General features: G+C 66.4%; 37 protein-coding genes and 2 other RNA genes. 21 read left to right on the top strand and 18 right to left on the bottom strand.

Translation table 11 applies throughout. The features are described from left to right. The first annotated feature begins 187 nt into the window (after nt 1-187). The 4 genes from QP045_RS14655 (at nt 188) to QP045_RS14640 (ending at nt 2754) form a co-directional block, all read left to right on the top strand. Nucleotides 188-868: an energy transducer TonB gene (locus QP045_RS14655; protein WP_422515738.1), complete on the top strand. Its 681-nt coding sequence runs from the start codon at nt 188-190 to the stop codon at nt 866-868. Nucleotides 869-947: 79 nt separating this feature from the next. After that, the gene (locus QP045_RS14650) at nt 948-1754 is read left to right on the top strand and encodes a MotA/TolQ/ExbB proton channel family protein (RefSeq protein ID WP_422515737.1); all 807 of its coding nucleotides are present in this window, start codon (nt 948-950) and stop codon (nt 1752-1754) included. Between the two features lie 69 nt (nt 1755-1823). Next, entirely contained in the window at nt 1824-2300 is a 477-nt protein-coding gene (locus tag QP045_RS14645; RefSeq protein ID WP_422515736.1) for an ExbD/TolR family protein, read from the top strand. A 28-nt stretch (nt 2301-2328) separates the two neighbouring features. Beyond that, on the top strand, nt 2329-2754 hold the full coding sequence (locus tag QP045_RS14640; protein ID WP_422515735.1) for an ExbD/TolR family protein: 426 nt from the start codon (nt 2329-2331) through the stop codon (nt 2752-2754). Nucleotides 2755-3372: 618 nt separating this feature from the next. Here the strand turns inward: QP045_RS14640 and dcd are convergent. Further along, nucleotides 3373-3927 carry a dCTP deaminase gene (gene dcd / locus QP045_RS14635; protein WP_422515734.1) on the bottom strand — a complete coding sequence of 185 codons (555 nt, stop codon included), beginning with the start codon at nt 3925-3927 and terminating at the stop codon, nt 3373-3375. A gap of 197 nt (nt 3928-4124) precedes the next feature. Here dcd and QP045_RS14630 point away from each other — a divergent pair, with 197 nt between their 5' ends. The 5 genes from QP045_RS14630 (at nt 4125) to QP045_RS14610 (ending at nt 7176) form a co-directional block, all read left to right on the top strand. Beyond that, the gene (locus QP045_RS14630) at nt 4125-4571 is read left to right on the top strand and encodes a hypothetical protein (RefSeq protein WP_422515733.1); all 447 of its coding nucleotides are present in this window, start codon (nt 4125-4127) and stop codon (nt 4569-4571) included. A gap of 55 nt (nt 4572-4626) precedes the next feature. Further along, nucleotides 4627-4724, top strand: an RNA gene (gene ffs / locus QP045_RS14625) — signal recognition particle sRNA small type. 95 nt (nt 4725-4819) lie between these two features. Then, entirely contained in the window at nt 4820-6499 is a 1680-nt protein-coding gene (locus tag QP045_RS14620) for a DNA polymerase III subunit gamma/tau (protein WP_422515732.1), read from the top strand. Further along, nucleotides 6496-6819, top strand: coding sequence for a YbaB/EbfC family nucleoid-associated protein (locus QP045_RS14615; RefSeq protein WP_422515731.1), 324 nt, complete (start codon nt 6496-6498; stop codon nt 6817-6819). Before QP045_RS14620 ends, QP045_RS14615 begins: the two co-directional genes overlap by 4 nt. An 84-nt stretch (nt 6820-6903) precedes the next feature. Beyond that, nucleotides 6904-7176 (top strand): hypothetical protein, encoded by a 273-nt coding sequence (locus QP045_RS14610; RefSeq protein WP_422515730.1) that lies wholly within the window; start codon nt 6904-6906, stop codon nt 7174-7176. Between the two features lie 120 nt (nt 7177-7296). On the opposite strand, the gene mtgA is transcribed toward QP045_RS14610, so the two are convergent. The 3 genes from mtgA to QP045_RS14595 all read right to left on the bottom strand — a co-directional run bounded on the left by mtgA (nt 7297) and on the right by QP045_RS14595 (nt 10007). Beyond that, complete coding sequence (mtgA, locus tag QP045_RS14605) at nt 7297-8001, bottom strand: monofunctional biosynthetic peptidoglycan transglycosylase (protein WP_422515729.1); 705 nt, start codon at nt 7999-8001, stop codon at nt 7297-7299. A gap of 96 nt (nt 8002-8097) precedes the next feature. Then, nucleotides 8098-9003: an RNA polymerase sigma factor RpoH gene (rpoH, locus tag QP045_RS14600; protein WP_422515728.1), complete on the bottom strand. Its 906-nt coding sequence runs from the start codon at nt 9001-9003 to the stop codon at nt 8098-8100. Between the two features lie 53 nt (nt 9004-9056). Then, entirely contained in the window at nt 9057-10007 is a 951-nt protein-coding gene (locus QP045_RS14595; protein ID WP_422515727.1) for an RluA family pseudouridine synthase, read from the bottom strand. A gap of 17 nt (nt 10008-10024) precedes the next feature. On the opposite strand from QP045_RS14595, the gene QP045_RS14590 reads away from it, so the two are divergent. From QP045_RS14590 to rnpB, 4 genes are all read left to right on the top strand, one after another. Then, nucleotides 10025-10432, top strand: a complete 408-nt coding sequence (locus QP045_RS14590; RefSeq protein ID WP_422515726.1) for a Mov34/MPN/PAD-1 family protein — start codon at nt 10025-10027, stop codon at nt 10430-10432. Between the two features lie 67 nt (nt 10433-10499). Further along, on the top strand, nt 10500-11138 hold the full coding sequence (locus QP045_RS14585; RefSeq protein ID WP_422515725.1) for a histidine phosphotransferase family protein: 639 nt from the start codon (nt 10500-10502) through the stop codon (nt 11136-11138). Between the two features lie 98 nt (nt 11139-11236). Continuing rightward, nucleotides 11237-11926: an N-acetylmuramoyl-L-alanine amidase gene (locus QP045_RS14580; protein ID WP_422515724.1), complete on the top strand. Its 690-nt coding sequence runs from the start codon at nt 11237-11239 to the stop codon at nt 11924-11926. 41 nt (nt 11927-11967) lie between these two features. Then, nucleotides 11968-12342: RNase P RNA component class A (rnpB, locus tag QP045_RS14575), an RNA gene on the top strand. A 147-nt stretch (nt 12343-12489) separates the two neighbouring features. Here rnpB and QP045_RS14570 read toward each other — a convergent pair. Next, nucleotides 12490-13125, bottom strand: a complete 636-nt coding sequence (locus QP045_RS14570) for a carbonic anhydrase (RefSeq protein WP_422515723.1) — start codon at nt 13123-13125, stop codon at nt 12490-12492. Beyond that, the gene (locus QP045_RS14565) at nt 13122-14735 is read right to left on the bottom strand and encodes a SulP family inorganic anion transporter (RefSeq protein WP_422515722.1); all 1614 of its coding nucleotides are present in this window, start codon (nt 14733-14735) and stop codon (nt 13122-13124) included. The genes QP045_RS14570 and QP045_RS14565 overlap by 4 nt, the downstream gene beginning before the upstream one ends. Nucleotides 14736-14859: 124 nt before the next feature. On the opposite strand from QP045_RS14565, the gene QP045_RS14560 reads away from it, so the two are divergent. Continuing rightward, nucleotides 14860-15396, top strand: coding sequence for a J domain-containing protein (locus tag QP045_RS14560; RefSeq protein ID WP_422515721.1), 537 nt, complete (start codon nt 14860-14862; stop codon nt 15394-15396). Continuing rightward, nucleotides 15393-15755: a (2Fe-2S) ferredoxin domain-containing protein gene (locus tag QP045_RS14555; RefSeq protein ID WP_422515720.1), complete on the top strand. Its 363-nt coding sequence runs from the start codon at nt 15393-15395 to the stop codon at nt 15753-15755. The genes QP045_RS14560 and QP045_RS14555 overlap by 4 nt, the downstream gene beginning before the upstream one ends. On the opposite strand, the gene QP045_RS14550 is transcribed toward QP045_RS14555, so the two are convergent. From QP045_RS14550 to QP045_RS14515, 8 genes are all read right to left on the bottom strand, one after another. Continuing rightward, entirely contained in the window at nt 15740-16150 is a 411-nt protein-coding gene (locus QP045_RS14550) for a SufE family protein (RefSeq protein WP_422515719.1), read from the bottom strand. The genes QP045_RS14555 and QP045_RS14550 overlap by 16 nt on opposite strands. A 52-nt stretch (nt 16151-16202) precedes the next feature. Beyond that, the gene (locus QP045_RS14545; RefSeq protein WP_422515718.1) at nt 16203-16442 is read right to left on the bottom strand and encodes a hypothetical protein; all 240 of its coding nucleotides are present in this window, start codon (nt 16440-16442) and stop codon (nt 16203-16205) included. Nucleotides 16443-16477: 35 nt separating this feature from the next. Beyond that, a complete protein-coding gene (locus tag QP045_RS14540; protein WP_422515717.1) occupies nt 16478-16744 on the bottom strand; it encodes a hypothetical protein in 267 nt (88 codons plus the stop codon). Nucleotides 16745-16755: 11 nt separating this feature from the next. Continuing rightward, the gene (locus QP045_RS14535; protein ID WP_422515716.1) at nt 16756-17082 is read right to left on the bottom strand and encodes a hypothetical protein; all 327 of its coding nucleotides are present in this window, start codon (nt 17080-17082) and stop codon (nt 16756-16758) included. A gap of 23 nt (nt 17083-17105) precedes the next feature. After that, the gene (gene pspC / locus QP045_RS14530; RefSeq protein ID WP_422515715.1) at nt 17106-17486 is read right to left on the bottom strand and encodes an envelope stress response membrane protein PspC; all 381 of its coding nucleotides are present in this window, start codon (nt 17484-17486) and stop codon (nt 17106-17108) included. A gap of 1 nt (nt 17487) precedes the next feature. After that, complete coding sequence (gene pspB, locus QP045_RS14525) at nt 17488-17757, bottom strand: envelope stress response membrane protein PspB (protein ID WP_422515714.1); 270 nt, start codon at nt 17755-17757, stop codon at nt 17488-17490. A 1-nt stretch (nt 17758) separates the two neighbouring features. Continuing rightward, a complete protein-coding gene (gene pspA / locus QP045_RS14520) occupies nt 17759-18424 on the bottom strand; it encodes a phage shock protein PspA (protein ID WP_422515713.1) in 666 nt (221 codons plus the stop codon). Between the two features lie 71 nt (nt 18425-18495). After that, nucleotides 18496-18639 carry a hypothetical protein gene (locus QP045_RS14515; RefSeq protein ID WP_422515712.1) on the bottom strand — a complete coding sequence of 48 codons (144 nt, stop codon included), beginning with the start codon at nt 18637-18639 and terminating at the stop codon, nt 18496-18498. Between the two features lie 169 nt (nt 18640-18808). On the opposite strand from QP045_RS14515, the gene pspF reads away from it, so the two are divergent. The 5 genes from pspF (at nt 18809) to QP045_RS14490 (ending at nt 21448) form a co-directional block, all read left to right on the top strand. Further along, nucleotides 18809-19843, top strand: a complete 1035-nt coding sequence (gene pspF, locus QP045_RS14510) for a phage shock protein operon transcriptional activator (protein ID WP_422515711.1) — start codon at nt 18809-18811, stop codon at nt 19841-19843. A 127-nt stretch (nt 19844-19970) separates the two neighbouring features. Next, nucleotides 19971-20582, top strand: a complete 612-nt coding sequence (locus tag QP045_RS14505) for a superoxide dismutase (protein WP_422515710.1) — start codon at nt 19971-19973, stop codon at nt 20580-20582. A gap of 258 nt (nt 20583-20840) precedes the next feature. Next, the gene (locus QP045_RS14500) at nt 20841-21053 is read left to right on the top strand and encodes a cold-shock protein (protein ID WP_125959770.1); all 213 of its coding nucleotides are present in this window, start codon (nt 20841-20843) and stop codon (nt 21051-21053) included. Nucleotides 21054-21113: 60 nt separating this feature from the next. Then, nucleotides 21114-21317, top strand: coding sequence for a hypothetical protein (locus QP045_RS14495; protein WP_422515709.1), 204 nt, complete (start codon nt 21114-21116; stop codon nt 21315-21317). Next, nucleotides 21314-21448 carry a hypothetical protein gene (locus QP045_RS14490; protein ID WP_422515708.1) on the top strand — a complete coding sequence of 45 codons (135 nt, stop codon included), beginning with the start codon at nt 21314-21316 and terminating at the stop codon, nt 21446-21448. The genes QP045_RS14495 and QP045_RS14490 overlap by 4 nt, the downstream gene beginning before the upstream one ends. Before the next feature lie 93 nt (nt 21449-21541). Here QP045_RS14490 and QP045_RS14485 read toward each other — a convergent pair whose 3' ends face one another. From QP045_RS14485 to mtaB, 3 genes are read right to left on the bottom strand one after another with little or no spacing between them, the layout of a single operon-like run. Then, nucleotides 21542-22180 (bottom strand): septation protein A, encoded by a 639-nt coding sequence (locus tag QP045_RS14485; RefSeq protein ID WP_422515707.1) that lies wholly within the window; start codon nt 22178-22180, stop codon nt 21542-21544. Next, on the bottom strand, nt 22177-23112 hold the full coding sequence (gene ftsY, locus QP045_RS14480) for a signal recognition particle-docking protein FtsY (protein WP_422515706.1): 936 nt from the start codon (nt 23110-23112) through the stop codon (nt 22177-22179). Before ftsY ends, QP045_RS14485 begins: the two co-directional genes overlap by 4 nt. After that, a complete protein-coding gene (gene mtaB / locus QP045_RS14475; RefSeq protein WP_422515705.1) occupies nt 23109-24356 on the bottom strand; it encodes a tRNA (N(6)-L-threonylcarbamoyladenosine(37)-C(2))-methylthiotransferase MtaB in 1248 nt (415 codons plus the stop codon). The genes ftsY and mtaB overlap by 4 nt, the downstream gene beginning before the upstream one ends. Between mtaB and QP045_RS14470 the strand changes: the two genes are divergently transcribed. Then, nucleotides 24355-24933 carry a DUF924 family protein gene (locus tag QP045_RS14470; RefSeq protein WP_422515704.1) on the top strand — a complete coding sequence of 193 codons (579 nt, stop codon included), beginning with the start codon at nt 24355-24357 and terminating at the stop codon, nt 24931-24933. The genes mtaB and QP045_RS14470 overlap by 2 nt on opposite strands. Here the strand turns inward: QP045_RS14470 and QP045_RS14465 are convergent. Beyond that, nucleotides 24908-26563, bottom strand: coding sequence for a putative bifunctional diguanylate cyclase/phosphodiesterase (locus QP045_RS14465; RefSeq protein ID WP_422515703.1), 1656 nt, complete (start codon nt 26561-26563; stop codon nt 24908-24910). The two genes, QP045_RS14470 and QP045_RS14465, sit on opposite strands and share 26 nt — an antisense overlap. Nucleotides 26564-26648: the final 85 nt, after the last annotated feature.

Raw genomic sequence — 26648 nt, 5'->3', positions numbered from 1 at the left:
CGATTCAAGTTGCGGACGTTCGTACCGGCGACTGCACTTTTGTTGCGTCTGACAAAGCGTTTGCGTAGCGGAAAGTGCCACGATAGAGAATCGGGGGTGTTCCCCAGCAGCGCTACGGCGATGGTGCGGATGCGAGGAATACGCTCCGCATCGTTCGGTGTGAGGCTAAATGGAGTTTGGTTGCTGAATGGCCTATGCTGATCAAAAAGCGGGTCCTGGGCGCATCGTCGCAATCGCCATCGTGGCGTTGCTGCACGTGCTCATTGGGTACGCGTTTATATCTGGTCTCGCGTACAAGTACGTGAAGAAGCAGGTTGAGGACCTGGATACGTTCGACATTGTCGAACCGCCCCCCCCGCCTGAGGAAGTTCCGCCGCCGCCGCCGCCGCCGGATCAGCCGCCGCAGTCCCCGCCGCCCGTGGTGACTCCGCCGCCGATCGTGCGCGTGCAGACGCCGCCGCCGGTCGTGATCCAGTCGGTGACAACCCCACCGCCGGTGTACAATCCGGTTCCGGTTGCGGCTCCGCCCGCGCCGCCGGCCCCTCCTGCGCCCCCGGCACCGCCGCGGATCAGCCAGAAGGCCGGTCTTAAGGGGAACCCGGGTCAGTTCTTCGGTCGCGACGCCTATCCGCCATCGGCGGTGCGCGAAGGCGCCGAGGGTCGCGTGTCGGCGAAGCTGACGGTGGGAACCGACGGTCGGGTGACCGACTGCGTGGTGACCTCTTCGAGCGGCAACTCGGCGCTCGATCAGACCACGTGCCGGATTTCGAAGAGCCGCGTGCGCTTCACCCCGGCAAAGGACGAGGCGGGCAATCCGGTCGTGTCGAGCTATCCGCTCAGCGTGACCTGGAAGCTCGAGGACCAATAACTGCGATCATGGCCCGGCACCGCGAGGCCGGGCACCTTAGAACCATTCGCGCATGCTTCTGTAAGGGATACATCTGACAATGCTCACCAACATCTTTGCAGCCGGGGCTCCTGCCGGCGCTCCGAACTTCGGCTTCTGGGAAGCCCTTGAGCAGGGCGGCGCGATTGCTTGGACGGTTCTCGCCATCCTGGTCATCATGTCGGTCGGTTCGTTCTACATCCTGTTCACCAAGCTGTTCGAGCAGCAGAAGATCATGAACCAGGCGAAGCGCGTCCGTCAGAGCTTCTGGCAGTCGAACTCGCTGCGTGAAGGCGCTGCCAAGCTCGAGAAGAACTCGGCCTATCGCCAGATCGTCGACGACGGCCTGGCTGCCCAGGAGCAGCACTCACGCCTGACCGATCCGGTCGAGGCTCATGACTGGCTGCACGGCTCGCTCGCCCGCTCGGAAGCAGCGATCAACTCGAAGCTCGGCGGTGGTCTGGCGTTCCTCGCGACCGTCGGCGCAACCTCGCCGTTCGTCGGTCTGTTCGGCACCGTGGTCGGCATCTACCGCGCGCTCGTGAAGATCGGTGCTGCTGGTCAGGCCGCCATCGGCGACGTCGCCGGCCCGGTCGGTGAAGCTCTGATCATGACCGCCATCGGTCTTGTCGTCGCGGTTCCGGCCGTGCTCGCCTACAACTGGCTGCAGCGCCGCAACAAGTCGATCGCAGAGGACCTGTCGGCCTTCTCGAACGACGTGCTCGGCTTCCTGGCTTCGAACGGTGCGGTTCGTCCGGCATTCGCTTCGAAGACCGCCCCGGCAGCCAAGCCGGCCGTGTCGGCTGCCAAGCCGGTCACCGGCACCACCACTGCCGGTCAGACCGGTGGCGTGCCGACCCGTCCGTAAGCCGGCACCTACCCGCCGGGCCCCCGGGCCCGGCGGCCGACGTGACGAAAACGAGAGTAGGATAGCCTTATGGCGATGAGTGTTGGCGGCGGCTCCGAAGAAAGGCCGCTTTCGGACATCAATACCACGCCGCTCGTGGACGTGATGCTGGTGCTTCTGATCATCTTCCTGATCGCGGTGCCGGTGGTGGTCCAGTCGGTGGAACTGCAGCTTCCGAAGGTGGAGTTCGAGCCGACGACGACCAAGCCGGAGAACGTGTCGCTTTCGATCCGCTCCGACGGCAACGAGTGCCAGGTCTATTGGAACCTGACCCAGGTCAGCAGCGGCGAACTGCGCGAGCGCGCAGTGAAGAAGCTGGAGGACGAGGTTGCCCGTCAGGGTGGTCCGAACGCGCCTGGTGTCGAGCTTCCCGAGGTCCACATCCGCGGCGACGTGAACACCCCGTACCGCTGCATCGGCGGCACCATCTATACGATGCAGTCGGCAGGCTTTGCCAAAGTCGGCTTCATCTCGGAGCCGGAGCCGGGCGGCACGCCCCGTTCCTGATGCCGGCGTTTTCGAGGAGTAGTCTCACATGGCAATGAGTGGCGGCCGCGATGACGGCGAGCCGATGATGGAAATGAACACGACGCCGTTGATCGACGTCCTGCTCGTTCTCCTGATCATGTTCATCATCACCATCCCGATCCAGACGCATGCGGTGAAGGTGGATCTGCCCCAGCCGGACCCGAACAACCGCAACGTGGTTGATTCGGAGAAGAACAAGATCGCGATCACGGCCGATGGCGTGGTCACCTGGAACGGCGCCACCGTCGACGACGTGACGCTGCGCCAGTACCTCGATCAGACCGCGGCGATGTCGCCGGAGCCGGAACTCCATTTCCAGCCCGACGCGAACTCCCGCTACGACGTGGTCGACGGCGTTCTTTCGATCATCAAGCGGTCCAACGTGACCAAGCTTGGGTTCGTCGGCAACGAGCAGTATCGCAACGACTTCTGATCCGGCCCGCCGGACCAGCAAGCGAAGCAGAAGCGCCCGCACGGTTCACCGTGCGGGCGTTTTGCTGTTCGGAGGATGTCGCGGCAAGGTTGCGGCGAGCGCGGGCGGTTATGATGGCTGTCAGGCGAAGTCGCCGACTAGGGCCCGCAGCGCGCAACTACGAAGGTGATCTGCGCTGGGGCAGCGGTACGCCCCAGTTCGCCGCGCTGCCGCCGATTCGATCTGCTCCCGTAAAGGAAGCGTTGCGGAGTGCACCCGCTTGGACGCGTAGCGCGTGGGCGCGCATCCTCGAGCGGCGTGTAGGCCCCGGCATCAAGCCTAACGGCGTGGGCGCCGACCGAACCGCTGTCCGCCATCAGCTGAGGCGCGGAGACTCCACGCGCAGTATCGCCGCAGACCAACCCCTCGCTTGTCCGCAGCATCTATTCGGCTTGGCCCTGGCGGGCGGCGCCGCCCGCTGTTCCAGGTCCCCCGGACTGTTAGCGGGAGGTGGGTATAACGGCGGCGCTCGCTACCGATGGCGGGCGGGTGACTTGGCCGAGAGCCAGGGGTAGGCGCGCACCGCTCATCGCGCTCCGGGTGCGCGCTTCGCCAATCGGGCTCCGTCAGCGAACGCCCTCACAGCTTCGGCAGCGTTACCCCGCGCTGCCCCATATATTTGCCTGCCCGGTCTGCGTAGCTGGTCTCGCAGGGCTGGTCGCCCTTGAGGAACAGGAACTGGCAGGCGCCTTCGTTCGCGTAGATCTTGGCGGGCAGGGGGGTGGTGTTCGAGAACTCCAGCGTGACATGCCCCTCCCATTCCGGCTCCAGCGGGGTGACGTTCACGATGATGCCGCAGCGCGCATAGGTGGACTTGCCCAGGCAGATCACCAGCACGTCGCGCGGCACGCGGAAATATTCGACCGTCCGCGCAAGCGCGAAGCTGTTGGGCGGGATGATGCAGACGTCGGTCTTGCGATCCACGAAGCTGGTCGAATCGAAGTTCTTCGGGTCGACCGTCGCCGAATCGACGTTGGTGAAGATCTTGAACTCGTCGGCCACGCGGGCGTCATAGCCATAAGAGGAGAGGCCGTAGCTGATGCAGTTGTCGCGGCGCTGTGCCTCGACGAACGGCTCGATCATCTGATGCGCAAGCGCCTGCTCACGAATCCAGCGGTCGGAAAGAATCGCCATCGGTATCCCCCTGTTTCGGCGGGCAGCCTTCGCGGGGTTTCCTCTGTCCGGCAAGCCCCCCTTGATGACGGCCGTAGGCGGCGAGGATGCGGCGCGGCGCCCCAGCACGCCAGGCCGCTTGCGTCCCGACGCGCACGGTGAGACAAATGCGTCGGTTCTTCGAGACTTCCTCGCCGCCGTGCACAAGGGGAGCGAGCATGCTGCAGCAGTTGCAGGATCACCACCGCTGGATGCTCGCCCTGCTGAAGGAGAGTGCGCCGCTCCTGCAAGACCCGACGCTGCGGCCTTCCGAAGCCTTTCTGGCGACACGCCGCAGCGCGATGGGGCGGCTGCTGGTCTCGTACCAGCAGTTCGTTCATCGGGAGGTGTTCGATCCGATCATCGCGAGCGGGAACGCCGCCACTGCCGAATGGGCGCGAACGCTGAAGAGCGATTGCATCGACCTGACCGAGAGCTTCCGCGCGTATCAGCGGCTTTGGATGGCAAAGGATCCGGCGGAATTCTGGGACGAATATCACCGCGCCGCGGAGCATATGGTTGAGCGGCTGCAGCGCCACATCGCCGAGGTCGCCGAAATTGCGCGAGAGATGCCGGCCGTCCCGCCGCTCTCCGGATCCCAGGCCGAACCGCAGGGCGAGGGCTGAACGCGGGGCGACGACGTAGCGGCTTGCCATGCTGCCGCCCCTTGTCCATATGGCGCGCGGGAGTCGGGCGGACGGTGCCGTCGCCAACCCGGTCAGATCCGGAAGGAAGCAGCCGCAACGATTCCGTACCGGGTCGTTCCGGCTCCCACCTCAACCCAGCGCGAAGCTTGCCCTGCCAGGGCCACCGCCGGGTTTTCGCACGCCACCGCTTCGACAGCCGCTGCCGCAGTCGCTAAGGATTGCCGGACATGTCCGAATCCTTCCTAGACCTGGGCGAGACGCCGCAGCCCACCGCCAAAGCGGACGCCTATCGCGTGCTTGCGCGGAAATACCGGCCGCAGACCTTTTCCCAGCTGATCGGCCAGGATGCGATGGTCACGACGCTGGGCAATGCGATCAAGCGAGACCGACTGGCGCATGCTTTCCTGCTCACCGGTGTCCGCGGGGTCGGCAAGACATCGACGGCGCGGCTGATCGCAAAGGCGCTGAACTGCATCGGTCCGGACGGACAGGGCGGCCCGACGATCGATCCGTGCGGGGTGTGCGAGCCGTGCCGCGCGATCGCCGAGGGGCGGCACATCGACGTGATCGAGATGGATGCGGCGAGCCATACCGGCATCGACGACATCCGTGAGATCATCGAGGCGTCGCGCTATGCCGCGGTGTCGGCGCGCTACAAGATCTACATCATCGACGAAGTCCACATGCTGTCGAAGGCGGCCTTCAACGGCCTGCTCAAGACGCTGGAGGAGCCGCCCGGGCATGTGAAGTTCTTGTTCGCCACCACGGAGGTGAACAAGGTGCCGGTCACGGTGCTGTCCCGGTGTCAGCGATTCGACCTGCGCCGCATTCCCGCCGAGTTGCTAGCGGACCATTTCGCCCATGTGGTGGCGGCCGAGGGGTTCGAGGCGGAGCCGGAGGCGCTGGCCCTGATCGCGCGTGCAGCGGAAGGGTCCGCGCGCGACGGCCTCTCGATTCTGGACCAGGCGATCGCCCATGCCGGCATGGAGGGTGAGGGGGTACGCGCCGATGCGGTGCGCGCCATGCTCGGCCTGTCGGATCGCGGTGCCATTCGCGAGCTGTTCCGGCTGCTGCTGGCGGGGGACGCCGTCCCGGTGCTCGCCGCGCTGCGCGGCCAGTACGACCTGGGCGTGGACCCGCAGGCGGTGCTGCGCACCCTGCTGGAAACGGTACATGGCGTCACGCTCGCGAAGGTCGGCGCAACGCCGCCGGCAGGACAGTCGGCCGAGGAGCGCGAGATGCTCGCGCACTGGGCCGGGTCGCTCTCCTTCGCGATGCTGCATCGCCTGTGGCAGCTGTTGCTCAAGGGGCATGACGAGGTCGCCCGCGCGGCCCTGCCGATCGAGGCCTGCGAGATGGCGCTGCTGCGCGTGATCTATGCCTCCACCCTGCCGGATCCGGGTGAGCTGGCGCGCGCGCTGGCGGAAGGGCGCGGCCCCGCGTCTGCGCCGGCGCTGCCTTCGCAGGGCGCTGCCGCCGAGCCGGCGCCTGCTCCGGTTGCAGTGGCTGAGCCCGAGCCGGAACCACCGGCGCTGCCGGATACCGTCGAGGCGATCGCCGAACTGCTCGAAAAGCACGGCCGCCACACGCTCCAGGTTCAGGTGCGCAACCATGTTCGCCCGATCCGACTGGAGCCGCCGGAGCTGGAAATGTCGGGCGCGCGGCCGTTGCCGACCGATTTCACCCGCGACCTGGGTCTTGCGCTGCGCGAGATCACGGGCGAATCCTGGCGCATCCTGATCGGGGAGGGCGCGGGGAACCCGACGCTGCGTGAAGCGCTGGCGGCACAGGCCGAGGCGGAACGCGCGGAGATATTGACGTCACCCCTGGTGGTGGCGGCCATGGCGGCCTTTCCAGGCGCCGAACTCGATCACTGGAAACGCAAGGACGGGAGCATCGCTCGATGAAGGACATCAACGAAATCATGGCCATGGCGCAGAATGTGCAGGCCGAACTCGAAAAGGCGCAGGCCAGCCTCGACACGATCGAGGTAGAGGGTCAGTCCGGCGGCGGGCTGGTGAAGGTCCGTGCGTCGGCCAAGGGCCGCATCATCGGCGTCGATATCGATGATTCGCTGCTCCAGCCGAGCGAGAAGCAGATGCTGGAAGACCTGATCGCAGCCGCTCTCAACGACGCCCGCGCCAAGGCAGATACCGCCAGCCAGAGCGAAATGTCGAAGCTGACCAGCGGCCTACCGCTTCCCCCGGGCTTCAAGCTGCCGTTCTGATCGGGCGGCTCGCCGCGGCGCCATCGGGAACTTTCGTTTCGGAGGCGGAGTTAATCCGCATCGAAACGAGAGGGAGTGAATGCCATGTCGGATGATCGCGTTGACACGACAACCACCACCACGACTGGCGCGGCGCCGCACACCACGGTCGTAGAGCGTCGCGGCGGCGGTGGCACCGCGATGCTCGCGATCGTGCTGCTCGTGGCGGTTCTGATCGGTGGCTATTTCCTGCTGCGCGCGAGCAACAACGACACGATCCAGACGCAGGCGGTCGCCGGTGCGGCCAAGAGCGTAGGCGACGCCGCCGACAAGGCCGGCAGCGCGGTCGCGGACGCCGCGGACGGCGAGACCAAGTAAGCTCCACCGCTGCCAGACCGTCATTGCGACGGATACGGAATCTTCATCGCGCCGTCCGGGACCCTCGGGCGGCGCGTTTCTGTATGGGGAAAGCGCGGCGGTGTAACCACCGGGAGCCGCTTATTTCAGGCAGGCGTCCAGTCCCTGGCGGCGGACGACGCCCAGACGGGCTGCGATGGTGTTGCCGTGCCGCCGCGTGAACCCCTGGGGAGCAACAACCGCGCGCTTCTTGGGGAGGGGCAGCACTGCGGCGATGCGGGCGGCTTCGGTGGGCGAGAGGGTGTCCGCCCCGTGCTTGAAATAGCGCCGTGCGCCTGCCTCGACGCCATAGGTGCCGATCCCGGTCTCGGCCACGTTCAGATAGACTTCCATGATCCGCCGCTTGCCCCAGATCTTTTCGATCAGCAGCGTGAACCACGCCTCCAGGCCCTTTCGGACATAGCCGCCGCCCTGCCACAGGAAGACGTTCTTCGCGGTCTGCTGGCTGATAGTGGAGCCGCCGCGGATGCGCCCGCCCTTCGCATTGCGCCGGGCGGCTTCGGCAATGGCGTCGAAATCGAAGCCGTTGTGCGAGCAGAAGCGCGAATCCTCACCAGCGATCACGGCGCGCGCCATGTCCGGATCGATGCGCGAGAGCGGGCGCCACGACTTGGTGACGCCGTGGCCGGTGAACACGTCGCCCAGCATCGTCCAGGTGAAGGGAACGGGCACGAACCGGTAGACTACCGTCATCGCGACCGACAGGGCGACAAATCCCAGCACCAGCTTGATGAGCCAGCCGAACATGCGGCGGAGGGGCGATCGGGTTCGGACTGCGGCGGGCATGGCCGACAGCTAGTGCGAAGCGGCGGCGATTGGAACCGTCCCCGCGTCCTGCAGGGGAGGTAGCGGGACGCGCGCGAGCGGCGCGTCCCGAACCGGTCAGGCAGTTGCGAGCAGGCGCTTGTCGCCGGCCAGGCGCATCATCGCCTTCTGCAGCTTTTCGAACGCCCGTACCTCGATCTGGCGGACGCGTTCGCGGCTGACGCCATAGACCTGGGAGAGTTCCTCCAGCGTCTTGGGGTCGTCGGTCAGGCGACGCTCGGTCAGGATGTGCTTTTCCCGATCGTTGAGGTCTTCCATCGCCTCGACCAGCATGCCGTGGCGCACGTCGGCTTCCTGCGCATCGGCGACACGCTCGTCCTGCAGAGGGCTGTCATCGGCGAGCCAATCCTGCCACTGGCTCTCGCCATCCTCGCGCATGGGGACGTTGAGCGACGTGTCGCCGCCCATCGCCATGCGGCGGTTCATCGACGTGACCTCGTCCTCGGTCACGCCCAGGTCGGTCGCGATCTTGGCGAGATGCTCGGGGCTGAGATCGCCGTCCTCGAACGCATCGAGCTTGGACTTCATGCGGCGCAGGTTGAAGAACAGCTTCTTCTGCGCGGCCGTGGTGCCCATCTTCACGAGCGACCAGCTGCGCAGGATGAATTCCTGGATCGAGGCGCGGATCCACCACATTGCGTAGGTGGCGAGGCGGAAGCCCCGGTCCGGCTCGAACTTCTTCACGCCCTGCATCAGGCCGATGTTTCCTTCCGAGATCAGCTCGGAAACGGGCAGGCCATAGCCGCGATAGCCCATGGCGATTTTCGCCACGAGCCGCAGGTGGCTGGTCACCAGCTGCGCTGCAGCCTCGGTGTCGCCATGCTCTTGAAAGCGCTTCGCGAGCATATACTCCTGCTCCGGCGCCAGGATCGGAAACTTCCGGATTTCGGACAGGTAGCGGTTGAGGCTCGCTTCGCCGCCCAGTGCGGGAATCGTCGCGGGGACGTTGCTGCCGCTAGCCATGATCGCTTCTCCCTTGATTTGCGCAGGCCTTCCTCGAAGTGCGTGCGCCCAGCTTATACGTGAAGATGATGCAACAGTTCCTGCATGTCTGCCGGAACTTCGCTATCGAACGCTAAAGCGTGCCTTAGCACAGGGTGGATGAACCCGAGATGTGCTGCGTGCAGCGCCTGGCGCCGGAAACCCAGGGTTTCCAATAGCTGCCGATGCTGTGGTCTGGCCCGGCCATAGACGGGATCGCCGACCAACGGATGCCTGATCGACGCCATATGGACGCGGACCTGATGGGTACGTCCGGTCTCCAGCCGGCACTCCACCAGCGCGGCTTCGCGCAGGGGGCGGACCAGAGACCAGTGGGTGACCGCCCGCTTGCCGCCCTGGACGATCGCGATCTTCTTGCGATTCGTCGTTGAGCGCGCGAGCGGCGCGTCGATGGTGCCGCTTCCCGACATCACCCGGCCCGACACGATCGCCTGATAGCGGCGGTCGATCGAGTGCGCCTTGAATTGGCGGGCGAGGCCCTCGTGCGCCTGGTCGTGCTTTGCCGCCACCAGAAGCCCGGAGGTGTCCTTGTCGATGCGATGCACGATGCCGGGGCGGGCCACGCCGCCGATCCCCGACAACTGCCCCGCGCAGTGGTGGAGCAGCGCGTTGACCAGCGTACCGTCGGGGTTGCCCGCGGCCGGGTGGACGACCAGCCCGGCCGGCTTGTCGACCACGATCAGATGCTCGTCCTCGAACACGACATGGAGCGCGATGTCCTGCGCTTCATTGTTCGCGGGCTCGGGCTCGGGAATGTGAATGTCGAAGCGGTCGCCGGCCCGGACCTTGCGCGAAGGGTCGCGGAGCGCGGTGCCGTCACCGGCCAGAACCTTGCCGGCGGAGATCAGGGCCTTCAGTCGTTCGCGCGAAAGCTCGGGCAGGGCATGTGCGAGGGCGCGGTCGAGGCGCCAGCCGTCGGACGTGTCGGCGACCTGCGTCGCAATGATGGAATCCCCCCGGATCATGTCCTAGCTAGATGGGGATGACGGTGGAGATTTCAACCACGATCGTGCAGGCGATCCATGCGGCTGCGGCGGCTTCACCGGACCGCGAGGTGTGCGGCCTGCTGCTGGGAAATGCGGAGCGGGTGACGGAAATCCTGCCGGCCGCCAACGTCGCTGCAGACCCGGCCACGACGTTCGAGATCGATCCCGGCACCTTGCTTGCTGCCCACCGCGGCGCGCGGTCAGGCGGGCCTGCGGTCCTTGGTCACTATCACTCGCACCCCCGGGGTGCGGTCCGCCCATCCGCCGCCGACGCGGCTGCGTCGCATGCGGATGGCGCGCTGTGGATCATCGCCAATGCCGAGACGCTCGGCTGCTGGTGCGCGGTGGCGGCGGGGCCGGTCGCGGGGCGGTTCGTCCCGGTGACGCTACGCTTTGTCGGCTGAGGTTGCGGAGACCGTCCGGCAACGTCAGAAGGTGCGCCGAACACCCATTTCGGATCGGATTTCCGCCATGCAGATCAGCGCCACCGACTTTGCGAGCCTTTTGTGCTCCCGTCTGTGCCACGATCTTCTCAGCCCTGTCGGCGCGTTGAACAACGGGCTGGAACTGCTTGCCGACGAACAGGACCCGGCGATGCGGGCCCGTTGCCTGGAACTGCTGGCCGAGAGCGCCCGCGCATCCGCCAACAAGCTGAAGTTCTTCCGCCTGGCCTTTGGCGCTGCCGGCGGCTTCGGTGAGGTGGTCGACACGCGGGAAGCTCGGGCCGCGATCGAGGGGCTGTTTTCAGAGAACCACCGCGTCAAGCTCGGCTGGATGGTGACGGAGCCCACGCTTCCCAAGCCGGCGATCAAGGCGCTGCTCAACCTCGCGCTCATCGGCGGCGATGCGCTGGTGCGGGGCGGGCAGCTCGATATCGGTGCGGAGGCGAACGAACGGGGGGTCGAGATCGTCGTCCGCGCAGACGGTCCGCGCATCGTGCTCGACCCCGAACTGCGCAACGCCCTTTCGGGGGAAGGCGACCTGCTGGCGCCGCGCGCTGCCGCGGCGTTCCTGGCGCATGCGCTGGTCGAGCAGAGCGGGGGAACGCTCCAGGTCTCGCCGCCCGATGCGGACGTGCTGCTGTTCGGCGCATCCTTTCCCGAGAGCTGACGCCAGGGCGAGCGTGGCCGATCTTTTGGGCGTTGGTCGGCAGCTTGCCTTTGGCCGCAAGCCGACGCATCGCTGCGGCATAGCTGGGGAACGGGCGCATGCACTTCATTGACAGGCCGTCGCCGAATTTCGACGAGCGTTCGCTGCCGATCACGATGGTGGTGCTGCATTATACCGGCATGCAGGATGCCGCGTCCGCGATCGCGCGGCTGGCGGACCCGGAAGCGAAGGTGTCGTGCCATTACCTAGTCGCCGAGGACGGGACTGTGGTGCGCATGGTCGACGAGGCGCAGCGCGCGTGGCACGCCGGCGCGTCGCACTGGCGCGGGGTGACGGACGTCAACTCCGCCTCGATCGGCATCGAGATCGTCAATCCTGGCCATGAGTGGGGCTATGTTCCCTTCCCGGATGAGCAGATCGAAGCGGTGATCCGGCTGCTCGCCGACATCAAGCAGCGCCACGCCATCACCCGCGGCAACGTGGTCGGCCATTCCGACATCGCCCCGGCGCGCAAGCAGGATCCCGGCGAACTCTTCCCCTGGGGCAAGCTCGCCCGGCTTCGGCTGGCCTTGCCGCGCCCGACCAAGAACCTGCTGGACCCGGGCTGGAGCGACGCCGGTTTCCTCCTGGCGCTGGAGCGGTTCGGCTATGACGTGGTCGATCCCACCGCGGCGGTCACGGCCTTCCAGCGCCGGTTCCGACCGGAATTGGTCGATGGGATCATCGACGCCCAATGCCGCTGCCTGCTCTTGGCGTTGCTGCTGCCCAAGCCGCAAGGCGACGACTGAGCGGCTTTCCCCGGCGGCAAAGCTGCGCTAGGCGGGCCGGGTCAGAGGGTCGGGCGGCCGCGGCCTCGTTCGCGAGAACGGGGGCGAGGAAAGTCCGGGCTCCACGGAAACGACGGTGCCGGGTAACGCCCGGCGGGGGCGACCCCAGGGAAAGTGCCACAGAGAGCAAACGGCGACGGCTTCGGCCACGTCATGGTGAAAGGGTGCGGTAAGAGCGCACCGCGGTCCTGGTAACAGGAACGGCATGGTAAACCCCACCGGGAGCAAGACCGAATAGGGACGGCACATAGGCCTCGTTCCGGCCTGTCGTCCGGGTTGGTTGCTGGAGGCGGCGCGCGAGCGTCGTCCTAGAGGAATGGTCGCCTAACCCGCCTTGTGCGGGGGGACAGAACCCGGCTTACAGACCCTCTGACATTCTCACCCAGCAGGATGGTGCTGTCCGGGCGGCGGATGTCCGCATTGTCCGGAAAAAAGTTGCGCCGGCCCGCACTCACCCCCGGGACGAGTGGGGGGGCAGACCGGCGCCCCGGATGCGGGAGGGACCGCACCCGGAAGGTCGTTGATCAGACGAGGACGGGTTGCGGCCGGGGGACCTCGTCGAGCGGGGTCTCGGCATCGATCTCCATCATCGGCTTGATGAGGCCGTCGCGCAGGTCATAGACCCAGCCGTGCAGGTAGAGCGTCTGCCCTGCCGCAAAGGCATTCTGGATGACCGACGTCTGCGCGAGACGGACGAGCTGGTCGCGGACGTTGAGCTCGACCAGCCGGTTGGCGCGCTGGCCCTCCGGCAGTGCGTCGATCTCGTCCTGATGGTTGTGGAGCACCTGTTCGGCAGTGCGCAGCCACTGGCCGACATAGCCGGTGGCATTCCCTGCAAGGGCCGCCGCAATGCCGCCGCAGCCGTAATGGCCGCAGATGATGATGTGGCGGACCTTCAGCACGGTCACCGCATATTCGAGCACCGACATCAGGTTGATGTCGTCGTCGTTCACCAGGTTGGCGACGTTGCGGTGGATGAACATGCCGCCCGGGGGCGTATTGGTCAGCTGCCCGGCCGCGACCCGGCTGTCGGAACAGCCGATCCACAGGAACTCGGGATGCTGGCCCGCTACCTGGCGCTCGAAATAGTCCGGGCGCTCTTCCTTGAGCTCGGCTGCCCACGCCTTGTTGGCGAGCAGCAGGTGCTTGTACTCTCTCATGCGAAGACGACCTCCTTGCGTGGCGCCTGGATCATGGACGCGGTGTGTTCACCCACGTCCCCGCGCACGATCACGCCGATGTTGCGGAACTGCGCGTTGCGGATGAAGGCGTTGATGATGTCGATGTTGTCGATGTCGACGTAGGTGGTGGCCGACAGGTCGATCAGCACGTCGCAGTTGTCGGGAACATGGCCGAGTTCCTTCTGCAGCTCATACTTGTGGATGAAGTAGAGGTTGCGGCGCGCGCGAACCATGCAGCTGTCGCCGTCCTGGACGAAGATGATCGCCGGGCGGAAGTTACGGCCGATCACGAAGATGAAGCCGACGACCAGGCCGATGATGATGCCTTCGAGCAGGTCGGTGAACAGGATCGCACCGACGGTGACGACGAAGGGTACGAACTGCGTCCAGCCCTGCTTGAACCGCTTGGTGAACAGCGACGGCTTGGTGAGCTTGTAGCCGGTTGCGATCAGCACCGCGGCAAGCGCCGACAGCGGGATCAGGTTCAGGATCGCCGGGATGAGCAGCACGCTCAGCAGCAGCCAGCAACCATGCAGGATGGTCGAGAGCTGGCTGTTGGCGTTCGCATCGACGTTGGCGGAGCTGCGGACGATCACCGAGGTAACCGGGAGGCCGCCGATCAGGCCGGCGACGATGTTGCCGCCGCCCTGTGCGAACAGCTCACGGTTCTTGTCGGTCGTGCGGCGCTTCGGATCGATCTCGTCGACTGCCTTCACCGACAGCAGCGACTCCAGGCTGGCGACGATCGCGAGGGTGACCGCGCTGCCCCAGACCGCGCTGTTGCCGATCTGGCCGAAGTCCGGGAAGGTGAACAGGCCGATGAACTCGCCGATGCCGTCCGCCACGGGCACGCTGACCATGTGCGAGGCCTGGACCTGAAGCGACGGTGCGAACATGCCGAACAGGGCGTTGATGGCGACTGCGCCAACCACGACGACCAAGGGACCGGGGAGGAAGCGCAACGGGCCTTCCTTGGGCTTGGCGTGGTCCCACCAGAAGAGGAAGGCCAGCGACACCGCAGCGATGATGGCGGCGCCCCAGACGATCTGTTCGCGAAGCACCTGGCCGATCGCCGAGAAGGTGTTCTGGCCATCGCCCTGCCAGAACGAGAAGCTGCCCTCTGGATCGGCGTCATAGCCGATCGCATGCGGGAACTGCTTGAGGATCAGGATCAGGCCGATTGCGGCCAGCATGCCGGTGATGACCGAGGAGGGGACGAACTCGCTGAGGATGCCGCCGCGCGTGACGGAGAACAGCATCTGGATACAGCCGGCCAGCACCACTGCCAGCAGGAACGCCTCATAGCTGGGCATGCGCTGGATCGCGTCGAACACGATCACCGTCAGGCCCGCGGCGGGGCCGCTGACCGACAGGGCGGACTTACTCAGCATGCCGACGACGATGCCGCCGACGATGCCCGAGATCAGGCCGGAGAAAAGAGGTGCCCCGGACGCGAGTGCGACACCGAGACAGAGTGGCAGCGCGACAAGCGCCACCACGATCGACGCTGGGACATCTTGCCGCCAGCTGGTTGCAAATTTCGAAGCCAAGGACACCGCGTTACCTTCTCTTATTCGGGTAAGTCGCATCCGAAGACGCGTGCGGCGCAGCATATAAAGCACCATGTCCTGCCGGGTGCAGTGAGAAATAATTACGTTTTGTTTCCGCGGTCGCTGGGTTGTGCAAAGCGGCAGGGCGGCTATCTGGAATAGAATGGTCCGTTCAAGTCGATCCAATGATTGGGGATTTCCCCGCTGGCGCGGATATGAAGCCGAGCGCCAGGCAACCCGCGTGCGATTGTGCGACCGGCACGGGTGCGAGGCGCCCGGCGACCGGCCGGCGCCCAAGTCGCCCAACAGCCCCGACCGCTGGTACTTCTGCGAGACGCATGCCGCCGAGTACAACCGCAACTGGAACTACTTCGAAGGCCTAGACGAGGAAGAGGCCAAGCGGCGAGAGGCGAGCGAGCAGCGCACCGCGAATGGCTATGCCAATGCCTCCCACTATGCGTGGGGCGGCTCTGGCGATGGCACGCGTTCGCGCGATGAGATGCGCGCGCTCGAGGTGCTCGGGCTCGAGGTCGATGCTGATTTCGACGCCGTCCGCATCGCCTGGCGCCGGCTGGCCAAGGCCAACCATCCCGACGTTCGTCCCGGCGACAAGGAGGCGGCCACCCGTTTCCAGGGCATTCAGGCCGCCTATGAGGTTCTGCGCATGGCCGAGGAACGGCGGCAGTGGAAACCCGCATGAAACCGGCTGTCCGCGCGCGCTGGTCGCGAGCGGTGCTGGTGTGCGGGAAATGCTCGCGCAAGCTCGATGGCGGCTTTGGCCCGGACGGAGATCAGCCGCTCGCCAAGGCGCTGCGCAAGCGCCTGGGCCTGAAGAAGGGCCCCAAGGCGCGGGCTGGGGTGGTGGAGACACGTTGCCTTGGCGTCTGCCCCAAGCGCGCCGTCACCGTTATAGACGCCTCGAAACCGGGCGAGTGGTTGCTCGTGAGCCCCGGGGCCGATCTGGATGCGCTTGCGGGGGAGCTTGGGCTTATCGAGCTTCCGGAGCAGCCAGAAGGCAAAGCCGGAGGGCCGGCCGCCGCGGATCAGCCGGCCGCGTAGCGCTCCGCTTCGTGGCGGATAAGGGCGATCATGTTCGGGATGCCCTGGGTCCGGTTTGAACTCAGCTGCTTGGCGAGATCGAAGGGCGCGAGTGCGGCCGGCACGTCGGTCGCCAGGATCGCGGCCGGGCTCTGGTCCTGCACCGTCGACAGGACCAGCGCGATGATCCCCTTGGTGATCGCAGCGTTGCTGTCGGCGAGGAAGTGGAGCGTGCCGTCCTCCCGGCGAGTCGGATAGACCCACACCGATGCCGAGCAGCCGCGCACCAGTGTCGCGTCGGTCTTGAGCGCGTCGGGCATCGGCTCCAGCGCACGACCCAGGTCGATCAGCAGTCGATAGCGATCGTCGGGTTCAAGGAAGCTGTATTCGTCGAGGATGTCGTCGAGGGGCTGCATGTGCCGCCCGGTAGCAGCTGGCGGCGGCCGGCAAAAGGCCGCCGCGCGCGGATCAAAGGTCGACCCCGGCGGCGATCGCCTCCAGCTTGCGGATGCGCTCTTTCAGATCCGCCAGTTCGATGCGCGTGCCGGTGTTGCCAAGGGCCGGGCTCTCCTGCGGTTCGCTGAGCGTGAGTTCCTGCCGCTTGAGGGCAAGCCATCCGCGCCAGCCGGCGAGGGTCGCGGTGGTCACCATCGCCACGGCGGCGAGGCCGGTCGAGGCGAGGACGAGGGAGAGGTTCGGGTCCGTCATGTCTCTGCTCCAGTGGGGCGTGGACGTGGTTGGGGTCAGTTGAGCGGCGGCTGGTCGCGCAGCCGCTCGATCTCGTCCGAAAGGTCGAGCCCGCGGTCGGTGACGATCCGCTCCAGCACGCGCACGCGCTGCTCCAGCCGATCGGTCTGCGCCGCATATTGCGCGGCCTTTTCGGCCAGCTTGTTGGCTTCGATCTCCAGCGCGCGTTCCCGATGCGCCAGCCACGGCTTGACGAGGGTTCCGCTCAGGATGGCGATGATCGGGATCAGCAGCGCGAGGATCGGGATGAGGATAGGGCTCATGGTCGGGCCTTTCAGTTCGCGCGGTCGCGCAGCTGGTCGATCTCACGTGCCAGCAGGTGGCCGCTGTCGGTGACGATCCGTTCGACGTTGGCGAGGCGATCTTTGATCGAGCCGAGTTCGGCCCGAAGCTGCGCATTTTCCTGGCTCAGGAGCCGCACGCGCTCGATCGTCTCGTCGTTCTTCTGGGGATAGACTGCCTGACCCCAGGCGCCGTCCAGCGGATAGCCGTTCTTGATGCGCAGCCAGGTGGTGATCACCCATCCGCCCACCCCTACCGCGACGATGCTCACGATCAGGGGGAACAGGCCTTGCAGCAGCGCGAATGTCTCAGGGTTCATCGGAGCATATCCTCTCTGCTGGCTCAGCGCAGGCTGTCGATCTCATCGGCCAGGCGCGTGTTGCGGCTGGTGTAGAACATCTCGATGTCAGCCAGGCGCCGGTCGATGTCGCGGAAGGTGGAGCGGATTTCCGCGGTCGAGCGCTTCGGATTGGAACGCACGCCCTGCCAGAACTTCGCATCCGCCTCGTTGTCATAAAGGCCGATCGGCTTCTTGGGCGCCATCCAGGCGATCATCCCATAGGCGATGAGGGTCCAGGGGAAGCCGCCCGCCAGGGTCAGCAGCACGGCACCGATGCGGATCCACATCGTCTCGACACCGGTGTAGTCCGCGATGCCGGCACACACGCCCGACCATTTCGCATTCTGCTTGTCGAGATAGAACTTGGTGCGTTGCGCGGTCATCTCAGTTCCTCCGGGGATAGTCGGTTTCGCTGGTCACGGCGCTCGGCGCCGACGGGCGGAAATCGGGGTTGTCGGCTGCCACGATGCGTTCGATCGTCTGGAGGCGCTCTTCCAGCCGGCGGGCCGTGAAGTGCATCTCGTCGAGCAGCTTCTCGTCCTCGCCCGTCAGGGTGGGCGCCTGCTTCCAGCGCGTGATGTAGTGCATGATCAGCCACGGCAGTCCGATGAACAGCGTGACGATCGGCACCGCGATCGAGATGAAATCGTCCATCTCAGCCCTCCTTGCTCATGCGCGCCTTCAGGTCGGCGAGCTCAGCGTCGATCTTTTCGGCGGACTGAAGCTCCGCGATCTCTTCCTCGAGCGTCTTCACCTGGCCCATGCCCAGTGCCTCGGCGCGGCCCTCTGCCAGGTCGGCGCGGCGTTCCAGAACGTCGAAGCGGCTGAACGCCTCGTTCGTCTTGGAGCCGGCATACATCTCGCGCAGGCGGCTGCGGTTGTTGGCGCTTTCCAGGCGGGTCATGATCGCGTTCTGACGGGTACGCGCCTCACGCAGCTTGTTCTGCAGCTTGGCAATGTCCTCTTCCGAGCTGCGCAGCGACTCGTCGAGCACGCGGATCTCGGAAGAAAGCTGCTCGACCATGTCGGCGGCCTTCTTGCGCTCGATCAGCGCTGCCTTGGCCAGGTCCTCGCGGTTCTTGGACAGGGCGAGCTCGGCCTTCTCGGTCCAGCTTTCCTGGAGACCCTGGAGCTTGGTGATGTGGCGGCGCATTTCCTTCTGATCGGCGATGGTGCGCGCGGCAGAAGCCCGAACCTCGACCAAGGTCTCCTCCATCTCAAGGATGATCATGCGGATCATCTTGGAGGGATCTTCCGCCTTGTCGAGCAGGTCAGTGACGTTGGCGGCGATGATGTCTCGGGTGCGGGAGAAAATACCCATCGGTTGGAACTCCTGTGTGTGTCTGGTTGGGGCCGGGACGAGGGGCAACTTTCGTCCCGGCCCGCCGCCGGTCACGCGATTGCGGGACCTGCGGATGCTGCGAATGCCGGTGCCGGGCCGGTGCTGGTCGTTGCTGCCAGCGTTACCGTGCTGAGAACCAGGGCGCCGATCAGGCTGGCGATGGTCCGGCTGAGGCTCGTTGCGTTGTAGCTCATGGTCGTTCTCCCTGAACCTGTAGAGGTGCCCGTGTCGGGCTTGTCCCTTGCTTTGCAGGAGCCGTGCCAATTTTGAAAATGGCGGATTTCCGCCGATTTTCAAACGCGGCCCCTACCGGGTGCTACAAAGCCATTGCTAACAGTTGGGAAACTGCGCCAAGCTTCCGGAATGGAGCGCGCCACCCAAGTCATCGGCCAGTCGAGTGCCTTTCTGGACACGTTAGAGCGGGCCAGTCGCGCCGCTGCCCTCGATCGCCCGGTGCTGGTGATAGGTGAGCGCGGGACCGGCAAGGAGCTGGTGGCGGAACGCCTCCACCGCCTGTCCCCGCGCTGGGACCAGCCGCTGGTGATCATGAACTGCGCGGCGCTGCCGGAGACGCTGATCGAGGCCGAACTGTTCGGCCATGAGGCAGGGGCCTTTACGGGCGCCACCAAGGCACGGGCCGGGCGGTTCGAGGAGGCGGATCGCGGAACGCTGTTCCTCGACGAGCTCGGCACTCTGTCGATGGCGGCACAGGACAGGCTGTTGCGCGCTGTCGAATATGGCGAGGTGACGCGGATCGGCTCTTCCCGTCCGCTGACGGTCGACGTGCGGATCGTGGCAGCGACCAACGAGCATCTGCCCGACCGCGTGGCGGCGGGTACTTTCCGGGCGGACCTTCTCGACCGGTTGTCGTTCGAGGTGGTGACGTTGCCGCCGCTGCGTGCGCGTGCCGGCGATATCCCGGTGCTCGCCGAGTTCTTCGGCAGGCGGATGGCGGCTGAGATCGGGCGGGAGGTATGGCCCGGCTTCGGCCCCGCCGCGCTTGATGCGCTCGTGAGCCATCCCTGGCCCGGCAACGTGCGCGAACTGCGCAACGCCGTGGAGCGTGCGGTCTATCGCTGGGAGCGGCCCGGGCCGATTGATGTGATCGAGATCGACCCCTTTGATTCTCCCTACCGGCCAAGGGGCCGGGCGCCTGCCGCGACGCCTCAGCCTGCGCCCGAAGCCGCCGAGCCGCTGCCCGAGCCTTCGTCCGCGGACGACTTTGAGCCCGCGGACTTCAAGACCCGCGTCAATCGGTTCGAGCGTGAGCTTCTGTCGCGGGCACTGGCGGAAAACCGGTTCAACCAACGCACCACGGCCGAGGCGCTGGGGCTGAGCTACGACCAGCTTCGCCATGCGCTACGCCGGCATAACCTGCTGGGGCAGGGCGGCCAATGACGCCGTCCGCGCGTCGATCTGAGGTTGCGCAGGGCGTACGCCGGCTTACCTAGAACGCGACCGTAACGACCGGAGCCATCCGGCCGCGCCCGCGTTCGACATTTCAAATCCATAAGGAGGAACCGTCATGGCTTTCGAACTCCCCCCGCTGCCCTACGCCTATGACGCGCTGGAGCCGACCATCGACAAGGAAACGATGACGCTCCATCACGACAAGCATCACAAGGCCTATACCGACAAGCTGAACGAGGCGATCGGCGAGGACCCGAGCCTGGAAGGCAAGACGATCGAGCAGATCCTCGCCAACATGTCGGGTGCGCCGGCCAAGCTTCGCAACAATGGTGGCGGCTATTGGAACCATGACTTCTTCTGGAAGACGATGAAGGGCGGCGGGTCGCAGCCGACCGGCGCGCTCAAGGACGCGATCGAGGCGAAATTCGGTTCGGTCGACGCGTTCAAGGAGCAGTTCAACACTGCGGGCGCGAACCAGTTCGGCTCTGGCTGGGCCTGGCTGATCGTGGGTGAGGACGGCGAGCTCGCGATCACCTCCACCCCGAACCAGGACAACCCGCTGATGGACGTGGCGCCGGTCAAGGGCACGCCGATCCTGGGCAACGACGTGTGGGAGCACGCCTATTACATCACCTACCGCAACGCCCGGCCGGAATATCTGAAGGCCTGGTGGAACGTGGTGGACTGGGACGTGGCGAACCAGCGCTACGAAGCGGCCAAGCGCTGACACCAACCAGCCGATAGCTGAGGCTGGGGGCGGGGAGGAAACTCTCCGCCCTTTGCTTTTGTGCGGCCAGCAGTTCCCTCCAGCGGGTAATTAACGCGTTGCCGGCCTTGCGAAAATGCGCCGACTCCGCCATATAGAGGGTGCTTCAGTCGCATATCGACGGTTTTCGGCGCTTTGCGGCTCCTGGCTTCCTTCTTTCCCTGTGTTTGAGCGTAAGCGCTCCCGACACGCGGGCGCGCGATCTAGAAGGAAATACCCATGAGCATTCTCGGCACCGTCAAGTTCTTCAATGCCGACAAGGGCTATGGCTTCATCGCACCGGACACGGGCGGCGACGACGCATTCGTCCACATCACGGCCGTCGAGCGTGCCGGCATGATCACCCTCAACCAGAACCAGCGCGTTTCGTACGAGCTGGAGCAGGATCGTCGCGGCAAGATGGCAGCGGTGAACCTTCAGCCGGCCGACTAAGTCGGGTGGCGACACGACGGCGCCATCCGGCGCCGTCGCTTCTTTTCGGGAGACCCGTCCGTGGCACAACTAAGCTACCGCGAGCACGCCGCACAGGCCCATGCCGATGCGGAGTCTGCGACACTGGACATGGTGCGCGACCGCTGCCTGCGAGCCGAAGCGGCCTGGGTAGCGATGGCCGAGCGCCAGGAGCGCGTCGACAAGCTTCGCGCTGAGCGCGAAGGCGTCCCTGCGGGCCCCGCCCTTCTTCAGGATAACGAGTGAACTTTTTTACCAAGCAGAACACCAACTTTTCCATTCCCGACACCGCCGTTTCGACGGCCCGCCGCAAGTCGGCCGCAGATCGCCAGATGCAGGCGATCGCCCGTGCAGCGGTACGCGAAGTGCTCGGATGAACGAAAAAGGCGCGCCGTGATTGGCGCGCCTTTTTGTATGTGCGGCCCGCCCGTGGAGGCCACGAGCAGGCAGGAGGGTGGGGCGGTAGCCCCTCAACCCTCCGGCGGGACCGGCGCTTCCTTTTCCGTCGTCAGGCCGTTGCGCAGCAGCATCGGCACGTTCGCGATGGCGAACAACAGGGTCAGCGGCACCGCACCCCACAGCTTGAAGCCCACCCAGAAATCCCAGCTGCTGTTGCGCCAGACGATTTCGTTGAGCACCGCCATGCCTGCGAAGAACCACGTCCAGTTGATCGTCAGCTTGCGCCATCCCGCGGCCGACAGGCCGGGATAGGCACCCTCGAGCAGCGACTGGAGCAGCGGGCGGCCGGTGGCGAGACCGAAGCCCAGCACCGCGGCGAACATCGCATAGACGATGGTCGGCTTCACCTTGATGAAGGTGTCGTCGCGAAAATAGAGGGTGAGGCCGCCGAACACGAGCACCAGCGCGCCCGAGATCCACAGCATCGGCGAGATCCGCCCCGTCTTGATGTGCGATACCAGGATCGCGATGAAGGTCGCGACCATGAAGGCGGCGGTCGAGATCAGCACGCGCGCGAGGCTGTCGACCATGTCCGGCAGGTGCAGCCGGCCGGCCAGCATGTTGGCGAAGAAGAACACCGCCAAGGGGCCGTAATCCAGCGCCATCCGCAGCCCCGGGCTCGCGGTCTTTTCGGGTGCCGTCGTGCTCATCGCAGGTTTCTCCCCTGGTCGACGCCGGCGATGATGCGGGCGACCTCGTTTGCGTCAAAGCCGCGCAGATCGTCCGCCGTCTCGCCGACGCCGATTGCGTGGATCGGAAGGCCATAGCGCTCGGCCGCGGCGACCAGCACGCCGCCGCGGGCGGTGCCGTCGAGCTTGGTCATGACGAGGCCCGTGACCCCTGCGGTCTCCTTGAAGACCTGGATCTGGTTGAGCGCGTTCTGGCCGGTGGTGGCGTCGAGCACGAGCACCACGTCGTGCGGGGCCTCCGGATTGAGGCGGCCGAGGACGCGCCGGATCTTGGCGAGTTCGTCCATCAGCTCGCGCTTGTTCTGAAGGCGCCCGGCCGTGTCGACGATCAGTACGTCGATGCCGGTCGCAGTCGCCTGCTTGACCGCCTCATAGACGATGCCGGCCGCGTCGCCGCCCTCTGCGCCGGAGACGATCGGCACGCCGATCCGCTCGGCCCAGGTGCGCAGCTGGCCGATGGCGGCGGCGCGGAAGGTGTCGCCCGCTGCCAGCATGACGCTGTAATCCTGGTCCACCAGCGTCTTCGCGAGCTTCGCGATGGTGGTGGTCTTGCCGGATCCGTTGACGCCGATGATCAGGATCACCTGCGGGCGCGGGAATGCCTCGATCTCCAGCGGGCGCGCGACCTTGGCGAGCGAGCGCTCCACCTCCTCGGCCACGACCAAGCGGATGCCGAGCTCTTCCATGTTGCGCTCATACTGGCCCTCGGCCAGGCGGGCGCGGACGCGCGCCGCTGTCTCCGGGCCCAGGTCCGAGGCGATCAGCGCCTCCTCGATCTCGTCGAGGGTCTCGTCGTCGAGCCGCGCCGCCGAAAGTCCCGCGAGGTTGCCCATCAGCCGGTCGGAGGTCTTGCGGAAGCCCCCGAGCAGCCGTTCGTGCCAAGATGCGCTCATGCTGCCACTCCTACGAGCCGGTCCTGCTCGACGGCGGTAATCCGCACGTCGGCGATGGTGCCTGCCTGCATTGTCCGATCCAATCCTACTTCCGCAAAGGCTTCCGCATGTCCGCGGTTGCCGGGGCGTTCCACCAAAACCCGCTGGCGCGTGCCGACCAGCCCGCCCAGCCATGCCGCGTGGCGCTCGGCAGCGCGACTGCGCAGCCGGGCCGCGCGTTCCCGCGCCACCGCCGGGTTCACCTGCGGCATGCGAGCCGCGGGCGTGCCGGCGCGCGGCGAAAAGGGAAAGATATGTGCGTGCACGATGTCGCAATCGTCGAGCAACGCCAGCGTATCCGCGAACATCGCTTCATCCTCGGTCGGAAAGCCCGCGATCAGGTCTGCGCCGATCGCGATTTCCGGTCGTGCCGCCTTCAACCGCGCAACCAGCGCCACCGCGTCTGCGCGCAGGTGCCGTCGCTTCATCCGCTTGAGCACCAGGTCGTTCCCGGCCTGCAGCGAGAGATGGACGTGCGGCAGCACGCGCGGCTCGCCGGTCAGCAGCGCCATCAGCCGGTCGTCGATTTCGATCGAATCGAGCGACGATAGCCGTAGCCGCTCCAGCGCGGGGACGTGCGTCAGGATCCGCTCGACGAGCTGGCCCAGGCTCGGGGTGCCCGGCAGGTCGGTGCCATAACTTGTCAGGTCCACCCCGGTCAGCACGACCTCGCGATGGCCGGCGGCGACCACTTCGGCGACGCGCGCTGCCACGGCGCCCCCGGGTGCCGAGCGGGCGGGACCGCGGCCGAACGGGATCGCGCAGAAGGTGCAGCGGTGGTCGCAGCCGTTCTGCACCTCGACAAAGGCACGGACATGGGCTGCAAATGCGGGTGCGAGGTGCGGGGTATCGCGCCGCACGCTGTCCCAGTCCGACACCCGCACCGGCTCGGTGCTTGCCCAGGCGTCCGGCAGGAGCTTGTCGGCGTTGCCGACGACCCGGTCGACCTCCGGCATGGCGGCGAAGCCCTGCGGGTCGATCTGGGCTGCACAGCCGGTGACGATCAGTTCTGCGTCCGGTCGCTCACGCCGTGCCCGGCGGATCGCGCGCCGGGTGCCGGCAACCGCTTCATTCGTGACGGCACAGCTGTTCACGACCACCGCATTCCGGCTACCGAGCAGCGTGCGGATCGTTTCGCTTTCGGCGATGTTGAGCCGGCAGCCGAGGGAAATCACCTCGGGCAACACGGGAGCGGGAGAGGGCATGGCGGCTGATCTAGGGGCGGGACCCGACGAAGTCCAACGCGCGACGGACGCGGTGCTGCACTTCTGGTTCGAAGAACTGACGCCCGAACAGCATTTCAAGAAGGATGCTGCCCTGGATGCGACCATCCGGGAGCGGTTCGGCGCGATGCGTGACTCTGTCGTGGCGCAGGAAGCGGAAGGCTGGCGCGGCGCGCCCGACCGGCTGCTCGCCGCGATCCTGCTGGTCGATCAGTTTTCGCGCAACCTCTACCGCGACTCGCCGGCGGCATTTGCTGCCGACCCGCTCGGGTTGGAGCTTGCGCTGTCGGGCATCGCGGCGGGCTACGCTCCGCAGTACGAGCCGCAGCGCCGCGCCTTCCTCTACATGCCGCTGATGCATGCCGAAGATCGCGGCGTGCAGCGTTTCGCGCTGCGCTGCTTTGCCGAGCCGGGGCTGGAGACCAACCTAGACTTCGCGCGGGCCCATGCCGAGGTGATCGAGCGGTTCGGGCGCTTTCCGTCCCGCAATGCGGCGCTGGGCCGCACCTCAACCGCGGAGGAGGCGGTGTATCTCAGCCAGCCCGGCGCTGGTTGGTGACGTCACGCGGGCCCACGGTCGGCCGGTCCGGCGAAGGACGGGATACCAGCTGGCGCCGCTCGGCCAGCATCCGGCGGACGCCCGCGTTCGAGAGCGCCGTGCCGTAACGCGGCCCCTGGCCCTTGGCGCAGCCGAGGCCGCGCAGGCGGACCTCGACCGCCGCATCGGGGATGCCCTGCGCCGCTACGGACAGGTTCAGGCTCTCTCCCAGATGGGTGATCGCGTTCACGATCGCGGTGGCATCCGCATTGTGCGCCATCGACTCGATCAGGCTCGCGTCGATCTTGATCCGGTCGAGCGGGAGCGCGCGGAGATGGGCGAGGCTTGAATAGCCGGTGCCGAAATTATCCAGCGCCACGCGCACGCCCTGGTTCTTCAGGCTGCCGATGGTCGATTGCGCCAGCGGCAGATTGTCGAACAGCGCGCCCTCGGTCACCTCGACCTGCAGGCGATGGGCGGGAAAGCCGGTCTCGGTCAGGAGCTTCAGGATCTTTTGGGCGAGCCACGCATCGCGCAGCTGGCAACGCGACAGGTTGATGGAGAGGCACAGCGACGGGTCCCAGTCGCGCGCCGCCTCGAACGCCTGGCGCATCAGCGTCAGCGTCAATTCGCCCACCAGCCCGGTGTCCTCGGCAAGCGGCAGGAACGACTCGGGTTCGAGGAGGCCGCGCGCGGGATGCTGCCAGCGGGCGAGGACTTCGAACCCGTCGAGGTCGCCCGTCACCAGGTCGATCTGCTGCTCGAAGAAGGGCAGGATCTGCCCCTGGGGGATGGCGGTGCGCAGCGCCTCTTCCAGGTCGTTGCGGCTGTGCAGTTCCCGCTCCATCGAGCGATCGAACCAGACGAAACGGTCCCGTCCGCTGCGCTTGGCCGTATAGAGGGCAATGTCGGCCGCCCGCATCAGCGCCTTGATACTGGGGCAGTCCGCGCCCGACCGGGCGATGCCGATCGACGTGCTGATCTCGCAACGGACGCCGCCCACATCGACCGGCTGGGACAGCCGCGCGAGCAGCCGCTCGGCAAGATGGCCGATCTGGCCCGGCTGGCGGTGGTCGATCGGCAGCACGCAGGCAAAGGCGTCGCCGCCTGTTCGCGCGATGCGCGTGCCCGGCGGCATCGTCTCCAGGATCCGGATCGCCGCGCACCGCAACACCGCGTCGCCCGCGGGCTGCCCGTGCATGTCGTTGATCGCCTTGAAGTCATCGAGGTCGAGGACCAGCATCGCGACCGTGCCACGGCGCCTGGCCGCGCGCTCGATCAGGGCAGCGCCCTCCGACGCCAGCGCCGCGCGATCGAGCAGGGTGGCAAGCGGATCCGGCGCCGCCAGCGCCCGGGCGCGCTGTTCGGCGGCCTCTGCAACCTCTGCGGCCTCACGACGCGCCAGGTGCAGCTGCCATCCCATCAGGATCAGCGCGATGTTGAGCAGCAATGCGACGATGAGCAGGCGGCTGGGCGGCGGTCCGCCGACGAGGAACTGACTGAGCGTCGCTGCCAGAACGGTGCTGCCGATCCCCACCAGAAGCAGGAGTGCGACGATCCCGGCCGCGAGCATCAGCGTTTCCGAAGGGGTGCGGGGGGCGCCCGAACGATCGGTGCCGATGAGCTTGCCTAAAGGGACCCGCGAACGCATGACCCCTTTTCCCGAACAGGTATGTAAATCGGGTTAAGCGCAGCGATTTGCTCGCACGTCTTGCTCGCTTCGGCGCAATCCGCTA

Source organism: Sphingomonas sp. 3-13AW, from assembly GCF_049311085.1.
Classification (GTDB): domain Bacteria; phylum Pseudomonadota; class Alphaproteobacteria; order Sphingomonadales; family Sphingomonadaceae; genus Sphingomonas.
This window is presented reverse-complemented; position numbering and strand designations above follow the sequence as displayed.